10 protein-coding genes are annotated in these 9,913 nt (G+C 72.1%); 5 read left to right on the plus strand and 5 right to left on the minus strand.

All coding sequences use genetic code 11. The annotated features are described in order from the left end of the window. Positions 1-13 precede the first annotated feature (13 nt). The 4 genes from MOX02_RS03595 to MOX02_RS03610 all read right to left on the minus strand — a co-directional run bounded on the left by MOX02_RS03595 (position 14) and on the right by MOX02_RS03610 (position 4,906). Positions 14-1,654 (minus strand): methyl-accepting chemotaxis protein, encoded by a 1,641-nt coding sequence (locus tag MOX02_RS03595; RefSeq protein ID WP_238179674.1) that lies wholly within the window; start codon positions 1,652-1,654, stop codon positions 14-16. A 161-nt stretch (positions 1,655-1,815) separates the two neighbouring features. Further along, positions 1,816-2,877: an MBL fold metallo-hydrolase gene (locus tag MOX02_RS03600; RefSeq protein ID WP_147024356.1), complete on the minus strand. Its 1,062-nt coding sequence runs from the start codon at positions 2,875-2,877 to the stop codon at positions 1,816-1,818. A gap of 69 nt (positions 2,878-2,946) precedes the next feature. Next, positions 2,947-3,972, minus strand: a complete 1,026-nt coding sequence (locus MOX02_RS03605; RefSeq protein WP_147024372.1) for a Rieske 2Fe-2S domain-containing protein — start codon at positions 3,970-3,972, stop codon at positions 2,947-2,949. A 454-nt stretch (positions 3,973-4,426) separates the two neighbouring features. Further along, a complete protein-coding gene (locus tag MOX02_RS03610) occupies positions 4,427-4,906 on the minus strand; it encodes a hypothetical protein (RefSeq protein ID WP_147024357.1) in 480 nt (159 codons plus the stop codon). Between the two features lie 266 nt (positions 4,907-5,172). On the opposite strand from MOX02_RS03610, the gene MOX02_RS03615 reads away from it, so the two are divergent. Genes MOX02_RS03615 through rimM form a run of 4 tightly spaced genes read left to right on the plus strand, consistent with a single transcriptional unit; the run spans position 5,173 to position 8,100 of the window. Next, positions 5,173-5,394 carry an eL24 family ribosomal protein gene (locus tag MOX02_RS03615; protein WP_147024358.1) on the plus strand — a complete coding sequence of 74 codons (222 nt, stop codon included), beginning with the start codon at positions 5,173-5,175 and terminating at the stop codon, positions 5,392-5,394. Positions 5,395-5,413: 19 nt separating this feature from the next. Then, on the plus strand, positions 5,414-6,985 hold the full coding sequence (ffh, locus tag MOX02_RS03620; RefSeq protein ID WP_147024359.1) for a signal recognition particle protein: 1,572 nt from the start codon (positions 5,414-5,416) through the stop codon (positions 6,983-6,985). A gap of 55 nt (positions 6,986-7,040) precedes the next feature. Beyond that, a complete protein-coding gene (gene rpsP, locus MOX02_RS03625; RefSeq protein ID WP_147024360.1) occupies positions 7,041-7,403 on the plus strand; it encodes a 30S ribosomal protein S16 in 363 nt (120 codons plus the stop codon). Between the two features lie 10 nt (positions 7,404-7,413). Further along, a complete protein-coding gene (gene rimM, locus MOX02_RS03630) occupies positions 7,414-8,100 on the plus strand; it encodes a ribosome maturation factor RimM (RefSeq protein ID WP_147024361.1) in 687 nt (228 codons plus the stop codon). Between the two features lie 4 nt (positions 8,101-8,104). Here rimM and MOX02_RS03635 read toward each other — a convergent pair whose 3' ends face one another. Beyond that, the gene (locus tag MOX02_RS03635; RefSeq protein ID WP_147024362.1) at positions 8,105-8,848 is read right to left on the minus strand and encodes a class I SAM-dependent methyltransferase; all 744 of its coding nucleotides are present in this window, start codon (positions 8,846-8,848) and stop codon (positions 8,105-8,107) included. 176 nt (positions 8,849-9,024) lie between these two features. Between MOX02_RS03635 and trmD the strand changes: the two genes are divergently transcribed. Then, complete coding sequence (trmD, locus tag MOX02_RS03640; RefSeq protein ID WP_174804873.1) at positions 9,025-9,732, plus strand: tRNA (guanosine(37)-N1)-methyltransferase TrmD; 708 nt, start codon at positions 9,025-9,027, stop codon at positions 9,730-9,732. Positions 9,733-9,913 lie beyond the last annotated feature (181 nt).

A 9,913-nucleotide genomic window follows, 5' to 3' on the forward strand; every position in this document is an offset into this window, starting at 1 on the left:
CCGGGTCGCGCCGTCAGGCCGCGACGGCCTTGAGGAAGCGGCCGATCTCGGCCTCGAGGCCCGCCGCCACGTCCTCCACCGAGGAGGCGGCGGATTCGACCGTCGCCGCCATCTCGGACGTGCGCTGCGCGGCGCTCGACACGGTGCCGAGGTCTCGGGCGATGGCGACGCTCGTCGCTGCGGTCTCGCCGACGTTGCGGGAGATCTCCTCCGTGGCCGCCCCTTGCGCGGCGACGGCCTCCGAGATGTCGGCGGTCGTGGCGCTGATCGAGCCCATCCGGCTCGTCATGCGGCCGATCGCGTCGACGGCGACGCCGGTGGCGTCCTGCACCCGCGCGACCTGCGCGGCGATCTCGTCGGTGGCGCGCGCTGTCTGGCCGGCGAGCTGCTTGACCTCGGCGGCGACCACCGCGAAGCCGCGGCCCGCCTCGCCGGCACGCGCCGCCTCGATGGTGGCGTTGAGCGCGAGCAGGTTAGTCTGCTCGGCCACCGCCCGGATCAGGCCGACCACGTCGCCGATGCGCTGGGCGGAGGCGGTCAGGTCGCCGACCTGCGCGTTCATCGCCTCGGCCACGCCGAGGGCGCCTTCGACCTCGCCCTTCGCCCGCCCGATCCGGCCCTGGATCTCGGCGATCGAGGCAGCGAGCTCCTCGGCCGCGCTCGCGACGGTCTGCACGTTGGCCGAGGTCTCCCGCGAGCCGGCCGATGCGCCGTCGATCGCCGCGTTGGCCTGCGCCGAGACGGCGCTCATCGCCGCCGCGCGCTCGCGCATCTCGCCGGTGCGCGCGTTGAAGGTCGCGATCGACTGCTGCACCCGGACCCGGAAGCGCTCGACCTCGCCGTCGAGCAATTCGCGGCGCTGACGCTCGCACTCGCTCGCGCTGCGCTGATCGGATTCGAGGCTGCGGGCGCGCCGGCTGGTGTCGCGCAGGGAGCCGAGGGCGCGGGCCACTGCGCCGATCTCGTCGCGGCGATCCTGCGAGGGGATCGGCGCGTCGAGGTCACCCTCGGCGAGGCGGGTCGTGCGCGCCGCGATCTCGTTGAGGGGCCGGAACATACGCACCGCGACCGGTATCATGACGAGGCAGGCGAGCACGGCCACCGCGAGGCTGACGAGCGCCATGGTCCACATCGTGGCGCTGTAGTCGGCGTGGTACCGCTCCAGCGGGATGCCGACGTAGAGGATGCCGTTGACGCTGCCGGCTTTGTCGAAAGTCGGGTGGTAGACCGTGTAGAAGGGCCGCCCGAACAGGACGACGCTGCCCGAATAGGCCTGTCCCGCCCGGATCGCGGCCTGCGCCGGATGGTCGGCGGCGAGAGCCGTCCCGACGGCGCGCTCGCCGTTCTCCTTCTTCACGTTCGTGATGCGGCGGACGTAGCGGTCGGCACCGGCCTCGCGGGCGAACACCGTGGCGTTGCCGCCGATGTAGCCCGTCGCGTCGTCGACCACCGAGAGGTCGCCGAGCGTGCCGAGATCCGGGGTCGTGACGCGCGCGACCCGGGATCCGTCGAGCCCGACCGACGCGCCCGCGACCTTGCCGGCGAAGACGAGGGCCAGCGTCCGGATGTGGGTCTCGGCCTCGGCACGCTGCTTTTCCTCGATCTGTGACCAGATCTGATGGCTCGTTGCGGCGAGCAGAATGCCGACCGTCAAGACAATCGCGGCACCGGCTAGGAGAATGATCTTGGTGGTGAGGCTTCGAAGCCGGTGCATGGCGAACTCTTGCGGCGGAAGGTCTTCAATGGACACTTGTTCTACCAGCCGTGCCTTACGTCTCCTTTAAGTCCGCCGCAGTTCGCCGACCGCGCGGCTCCTCAGGCCGTCCACACCTGACCGGGCCGCATCGGCAGGAAGCGCTCCTCCGGGTGCCCGGCTTCTCGCAGCGCCGCGGCGAGGGCTTCCGGCGGTCGCTCGACGCCCTCGTCGGTCAGGCGAAAGGTTCCCCAATGGTGGCCGAGGGCCTGCTCCGCGCCGAGAAGACCCACCGCCGCGACCGCGTCATGCGGGTTCATGTGCTGCGGCTGCATGAACCAGCGCGGCTCGTAGGCGCCGATCGGCAGCGTGGCGAGGCGCGGGGCGCCGAAACGCTCGCGCACCGCGCGGAAGATCCCGCCGTCGCCGAGCCCACTGTCGCCGACGTGGTAGTGGACGCCGTGAGGCCCGGTGATCACGTAGGCGCACCAGAGCGCCATGCGCCTGTCGTTGAGGCCCCGCGCCGACCAGTGGTTCGCCGGCACGAGGTGGACCGAGAGGCCGCCGCCGAGATCGACGCTCTCGCCCCAGTCCCGCGGCTCCACGTGCATCGTCTCGTCGTAGGATCGCAGGATCGCGTCGTTGCCGAGGGGCGCCACGATCAGGGGCTGGTGCGCCTGCCAGAGCCGTGCGACGGCTGGCCCGTCGAGGTGGTCGTAGTGATTGTGAGTGATCAGCACAGCGTCGATCGGCGGCAGGTCGGCGAAGGCGACCCCGGGCGGGTTGACGCGCTTCGGCCCAGCGAAGGCGACCGGGCTCGCACGCTTGGCGAAGACCGGGTCGACCAGGATGTTGCGGCCCGCCACCTGGAACAGGTAGCTCGCGTGGCCGATCAGCGCGACGCGCAGGGCATCCGAGCGCTCGGGCGGCTTGTCGGCGGCGAAGGGGCTCGGGAAGCTCTTCGGCCATGCCTCGCCCTGGCGCGCGAGCTGCCAGCGGATGACCTCGGCGAGATCCTTGTCGGCCGCCTGCTCGGGGCTGTGGAAGCGGACCCCGTCGAAATGGTCGCTCTTCGGGCCCTGGTAATAGGGATTGCGGCTGCGCCGGTGGGCGGCGTAGCCGACGCCGCCGAGGGTCATCACCGTGGCGGCGCTGGCGGCCGCGAGGAGGCTTCGCCGTTTCATCGGCGGTGAGATGGCGGGGGCCTGCGTCCCGTCAAGGCGCCGGGCCTGCGTGCCGCAGCCGCCGGCATCTCAGGAGCGCCAGCGCAGCTCCTGCGGCTGCAGCGGGTTCGCGAAGGCACGCCCCTCGCGGGCGGCCTGCAGCGCCTCGCGCTTCAGGCGGAAGTACCATTGCGAGGGCAGGTCCCCCTGGCCGAACAGGACCATGGTGGGCTTCCGGTCAAGGCCGGCCTGGGCGTGCTGGAGAACCTGCTGGTCCTGGGTCAGGAACTGGCGCATCAGCAGCTTGGCGAGCGGCTGCAACGGCTTGAGGGCCGGCATGCTGAAGTAGAGGGCGTTCGTCAGCAGCGTCCGGTTCTGGGTCAGCGGCGTCGCGAAGGTGTAGTTCGCCACCCGCTTCGAGCCGGCCCGGATCCGCTCCAGGCGCACGCCCGGCAACCGGAACTCGATCTCGACGTCGGGCACGCCGCCCAGCAGCCGGTAGACGGGCGAACTCTTGGTGGTGGCGTGGCTCGTCATCGTGAAGCCGTGCGGCGTCGGCCTGAAGGACTTCACCTTCTCGCGCAGCTCCTTCGAGGGCCGGAACCACCAGGAATCGTGCACGAAGGCGACATGGCCCGGATCGACGAGGCTGAGCGTCGTGAGATCGAAGGAGGCCTCGACCTCGAGCTCCACCACGACGCGGCCCGCGGGCTCGAAGTTGAGCTCCGGCACGGCCGGCACGTCGGCGCTCGCGGGTCCAAGGTTCGGGTTGACCCAGGCGAAGCCGGCGCTCTCCCGCACGGGGAAGCGCTGCACGACGATGCGCGAGAAATCGGCCGCGTCGGAGGCCGAGAGGGTCGGCACGTCGCGGCAGCGCCCGTCCGTGCCGAAGCGCCAGCCGTGGAACGGGCAGGTCAGGGAAGCCCCGTCGAAGCGCCCCTTGGAGAGCGCCATGCCGCGATGCGGGCAGCGGTCGCGCAGGGCGAACGGCGTGCCCGCGGCGTCGCGCCCCATCACGATCAGCTCACCGTTGAGGGGGACGGAGCGGAGCTTGCCGGCCGTCAGCGCTTCCGACCGCCCGACGCAGTACCACGCGTCCGGCAGCGGCTGGCGCATGGCGTCGGGATCGAGGGCGGCCTCGTCCGCGGCGCGGAGGGTCTGGAGGGAGGCGTTCGACACGAGTGACCAAGGCCCGGGCGGCCGCGGGGCGCGGCCCTCGCGCGGCCGGCCGGTCCGCGCCGGCCCTCTTTAGGCCGCCGCGACGGCGCTGGCCAGCCGCGGCCCGGCAGCGGCGAGAGGGCGCAGGTGCCCTCCCGGTCCGGCCTCTTTTCATCCCGTGTGCGGTTTCCTACCTTCGGGCTTCCCGCAACCAACGAAAGGAGGTGATCCAGTGTCTCATTGTCATCAGCCGCGGTCGTCGGCTTTCCGGACCTGGTTCGTCGCCTCCGGCGCCCTCGCGTAGAGCGTCAGAGATCCGAGCGAGACAGTTTCGGCCGGACCGCGGTTCGGCAATGGAAGGGCCGCCCCATCGGGCGGCCCTTCGGCTTTTCCGGCAGTGTGAGTGCGCGTCTCAGCGCTTCTGGAACAGCGGCTGCGCCAGGGCCTCGGCGCGGGCACGCCAGAGGTCACGCTCCTCGCGGACGGAGTCCAGGGCGCTCATCTCCTCCTGAACGTGCGCGCGAAGGTCGCGGATCTCCTGGGCGAGCATCGCCTGGAGCTGGGCGTAGCGGTCGGTCTCGACCCGCAGCTTCGCCTTGAGCATCAGGTTCTCGGCCATCAGTTCGGACACGTCCTCGGCCTCGGCCAGGGCGCGGGCGGGCTCCGCCAGCGGGCGCTCCGCAGGGTTGCGCTCGGTCTGGGACGCGTTCGGCGGCACGAGGCGCGGGGCCCAGCTCGGAGGCTCGGCGGCGCGCGGCGCCTCCGGACGGGCGGCCGGCTTCTCGGCGGCGGCCGGCGTATGGGCCTTCATGGCGGCGAGCCAGTCGCGCAAGGGGCCCGGAGCCGGGCGGCCGCTCTCGTGCGAGCTGTACTGACGGGCGGGTTCCGACATCGACGGGCGTCCTTGCGATCTCGAAGCCATCCGACCAGATCATGCTTAATGAAGCGTAAAGCTTAACGGGGCCCTTCTGATCCGATGCGGGAATTTGACTTTTCGGCCACACGCGCCTAAGGCCCGCGCTCCCAATCCGACGCATCGACGTCAACCCGAACGCCGACCGGCCCGAGAGGCCGGAGGTCAACGCCCGACAGCGCGTCCGCGCCCTCGGGCGTGTTCTGCGTTGGACGAAGCGCGTCCTGCCCCGGTGTGTCGAAGCCATGACGCCAGCACACGAGACCGCCCTGCGCATCGAGGATGCGATCAACGAGACCTGCCCGTGGTCCGGCAAGCCGGTCGCGGCGGATTCGCTGACGCTCTACAACGGCGCCGTCGTCGGGTTCTGCAACCCGGAGTGCCGGGACAAGTTCGCCCGCGCCGTGCAGAGCTTCGAGGCCGCGCTCCAGGCCCGCCGGGTCGAGAAGGCGGGGCTCCACCAGTGACCCACGGAATCGCCTGACCATGTTCGAAGGCCTGTCCGACCGCCTCTCCGGAATCCTCTCCGGGCTGACGCGCCGCGGCGCCCTGACCGAGGCCGACGTCACCGCCGCCATGCGCGAGGTGCGCCGCGCCCTCCTCGAGGCCGACGTGGCTCTGGAGGTGGTGCGCGGCTTCACCGACCGGGTCCGCGAGAAGGCGGTGGGTGCCACCGTCCTCAAGTCGGTCACGCCCGGGCAGATGGTCGTCAAGATCGTCAACGACGAGCTCGTGGCGATGCTGGGCGAGCAGGCCGAGGTGATCGACCTCAACGCGCCCGCCCCCGTCGCCATCCTGATGGTCGGCCTCCAGGGCTCGGGCAAGACGACGACCACCGCCAAGATCGCCCGCCGCCTGACCGAGCGCGAGCGCCGCCGCGTGCTCCTCGCCTCCCTCGACACCCGCCGCCCGGCCGCCATGGAGCAGCTCGCCGTGCTGGCCGGCCAGGTCGGCGTCGAGAGCCTGCCGATCATCCCCGGCCAGTCGGCGGTGCAGATCGCCAAGCGCGCCATGGACGCGGCCCGCCTCGGCGGCTTCGACGTGGTGATGCTCGACACCGCCGGCCGCACCACGGTCGACGAGGCCCTGATGACCGAGGCCGCCGAGGTGAAGGCGGCGGCCAAGCCCCACGAAGTGCTGCTCGTCGCCGACGCGCTCACCGGCCAGGACGCGGTCAACACCGCCCGCGCCTTCGACGGGCGCCTCGGCGTCACCGGCATCGTGCTGACCCGCATGGACGGCGATTCCCGCGGCGGCGCGGCGCTCTCCATGCGCGCTGTCACCGGCAAGCCGATCAAGCTCGTCGGCACCGGCGAGAAGGTCGACGCGCTGGAGGAGTTCCACCCGGCGCGCGTGGCCAACCGCATCCTCGGCATGGGCGACATCGTCTCCCTGGTCGAGAAGGCGGCGGAGACGATCGACGCCGAGCAGGCGATGCGCACCGCCGAGAAGATGCGCAAGGGCAAGTTCGACCTCGAGGATCTCTCGATGCAGCTCGCCCAGATGGAGAAGATGGGCGGCATCGGCGGCCTCATGGGCATGCTGCCGGGCATGGGCCAGATCAAGAAGCAGGTCGAGGGCGCGAACCTCGACGAGAAGATGTTCAAGCGCCAGCGGGCGATCATCTCCTCGATGACCCCGCAGGAGCGCAAGAACCCCGACCTCCTCAAGAACTCGCGCAAGAAGCGCATCGCGGCGGGCGCGGGCGTGAAGGTCGAGGAGATCAACAAGCTCCTCAAGATGCACCGGACCATGGCCGACATGATGAAGGCGATGGGCTCGGGCAAGCGCGGGATCGGTCAGGCGCTCGGCTCGATGTTCGGCCTCGGCGGCGGTGGGATGCCGGGCGGCATGCCGGCCCTGCCCCCGGGCATGCCGGAGCCGACGCCGGAGCAGATCGCGCAGATCGAGAAGCAGTTCGGCGGCAAGCTGCCGCCGATGCCGTCGGGCCTCGGAGGTCCGGGCGGCGGCAAGATGCCGGGCCTTCCGGGGCTCGGCGGGCCGAAGGTGCCGGGTCTGCCCGGCCTCGGCGGGTTCCCGTTCGGGAAGAAGAAGTAGGCTGGCGACGCTCCCCTCGCCTCCATCTCACAACGCACAGTCAGGAGTTCGAAGCATGTCCCTCAAGATCCGCCTCACCCGCGGCGGCGCCAAGAAGCGCCCCTACTACCGCATCGTCGTGGCCGATTCCCGCGCCCCGCGCGACGGCCGCTTCATCGAGAAGGTCGGCGTCTACGACCCCATGAAGGCCAAGGACGATCCGGCCCGCGTTCAGCTCGAGACCGACAAGATCCAGGCGTGGCTCACCAAGGGCGCCCAGCCGACCGACCGCGTCCTGCGCTTCCTCGACGCCGCCGGCCTCGCCAAGCGCCCGGCCCGCAACAACCCGAAGAAGGCCGAGCCCGGCGAGAAGTCCAAGGAGCGCGCGGCCAAGCGCGCCGAGGCGGCCGCCGCCCCGGCCGAGGACGCCGCGGCCTGAGGCCCGGACGATGGCGCGCCGTCCCGGCGGACATCCACCCCGCGGGGACGGCGCCCGCCGCGCGAGGCCGCCGCGCCTCGCGCCCGATTCCGAGACTTCGCCGCGGCCCTCGGCCGCCGGGGCGAGTCCGGCCCCCGCCGCACCCGACCCGGACCTCGTCCTGATGGGCGAGTTCGGGCGGGCGCACGGGCTCAACGGCGAGGTCCGCCTGAAATCCTACACGGCCGATCCCGTGGCGATCGCGGCCTACGGCCCGCTCAGCACCCTCGACGGCCGCAGCATCGAGATCGCGAGCGCCCGCCCGGCGCCCGGCTCCGCGCCGGACCTCCTCGTCGCGCGGGTGAAGGGCGTCGCCGACCGGAACGGCGCCGAGGCATTGAACCGCCTCGCCCTCTACGTGCCGCGCGAGCGTCTCGGCGAGGCGGATGCGGAGGACGAGTTCTTCACCGCCGACCTCGTCGGCCTGACCGTTGTCGACGTGGTGGGCCAGACGCTCGGCAGCATCGTCGCGGTGCCGAACTACGGCGGCGGTGACCTCCTGGAGATCCGTCCCGAGGGCGGCGGCCCGACTGCGCTCCTGCCCTTCACCAAGGCGTTCGTGCCGAGCCTCGACCTCCCGGACGGCCGTGTCACGGTCGACCCACCCGAGGATCTGTTCGCGCCCGCCGGCCCGAAGCCGCCGAACGAGCCGGCCTGAGGCGCTACTTCGCGCCCCGGCTCGCCTCGTCCCGGCAGGGGCGGATCGTGCGCGGGTCCGGGCGCGTCTCCGGTGCGGGCGCCTCGAAGATCGCGAGATAGCCGACGTCCCCTTCGAGAACCGTGAAGCCGGTCTCGCGGTAGCCCGCGGCTGCGAGCTCGCAGCGCAGGAGTGCGGGCGGTGTGCCGTGGCGCGAGGGGATGTCGTCGGCGTCCACGATGCCGACCCGGCCACCCGGCTTCATCGCGGCGGCGAGGTTGTGCAGGAGCCCGAAGGGCTGGCTGATCTCGTGGTACATGTGGACCAGAACGGCCGCGTCGACGGAGGCTGGCTTCAGCCTTGGGTCGTGGGGCTCGCCCCGCACCACCGTGATGTTGCGCAGGCCCGCTTTCTGCACCCGCTTCTGAAGGTCGGCGAGGTAGCGCGGCGTCACGTCCTCGGCGAGCACGCGGCCCTGCGGCCCGACGCGCTCGGAAAGCCGCAGGGTGTAGTAGCCGCTGCCCGCGCCGATATCGGCGACGGTCTGCCCCGGAGCAATGCCCATCAGGCGCGCAACCTGCCCGACCTCGTCCGCCTTCTCGCGCTCCTTCTCCAGCGCCCACTGCGCGGCGACGATCTCGGCGACGGGACGGTCGGGCTTCGGGAAGGCGGAGGCCGGCGCGCCCGGCGGCCCGAGCGGCTCCGCGGCGGAAGCCGGAGTTGCCAGCGCCGCCAGGAGCGCGAGAGGGAGGAGGCCGTTTCGCGACATGCGGGTCCCGAGGATTGGCGGGTCCGTCTCCCGGATCCGCCGGCGTGAGGCAGGATAAGGCAGCGGCGGCGGTTCTGGATCCCGGATCCGCGCTGTGCGAGGCCCGGCATGACGCCGCGGCTTCCGGCGCCTCCGGCCATTGACCCTGGACGGCCGCACGCGCCATGACCGCTCGCATGTCCACGAACGACGCCAGCGCCCCCTGGCAGGCCACCGTGCTCACCCTCTACCCCGAGATGTTCCCGGGCCCGCTCGGCGTCTCCCTGTCGGGGGACGCGCTCGACCGCGGCGCCTGGGCGCTCACCGCCCGCAACATCCGCGGTCACGGGCTCGGCCGTCACCGCAGCGTGGACGACACGCCCGCGGGCGGCGGCGCCGGGATGGTGCTGCGCTGCGACGTGCTCGCCGCAGCCATCGACGCGGCCTCGGGCCCCGGCGACCCGCGCCCGCGCCTCCTGATGTCGCCCCGCGGCCGCCCGCTGACGCAGGAGCGCGTGCGGGCGCTCGCCGCCGGCCCCGGCCTCGTCGTGGTCTGCGGGCGCTTCGAGGGCGTGGACGAGCGCGTCATCGCGGGCCGCGGGCTTGAGGAGGTCTCGATCGGCGACTACGTGCTCTCGGGCGGCGAGATCGCCGCGATGGTGCTCATCGACGCCTGCGTGCGGCTGCTGCCCGGCGTGATGGGTAAGGAGGCATCCGGCGTCGAGGAGAGCTTCGAGAACGGCCGGCTCGAGTACCCGCACTACACGCGCCCCCGCGACTGGGAGGGCCGTGCCATCCCGGAGGTGCTCACCGGCGGCAACCACGCGGCCATCGCCCGCTGGCGCGCGGACGAGGCACTACGGCTGACCCGCGAGCGGCGGCCGGACCTGCTCGACCGGGCGTGACCCGCCTCACGGACAGATTGCCGATTTGTGACACATCCGGGTGATCGCGCGGCTTTCACGCGTTCGCAGCTTGCTTTCGCAACGAAGTTCCAGCATCCCGGTCGGCGGGACACTCCTCCCCAACGAGGAGCGCCCATCTGTAAGGATGGATCACATGTCGAACCGGCCCAAAACGCGCCCG

The sequence above is a fragment of the Methylobacterium oxalidis genome (assembly GCF_007992195.1).
GTDB classification, from domain to species: Bacteria; Pseudomonadota; Alphaproteobacteria; order Rhizobiales; family Beijerinckiaceae; genus Methylobacterium; species Methylobacterium oxalidis.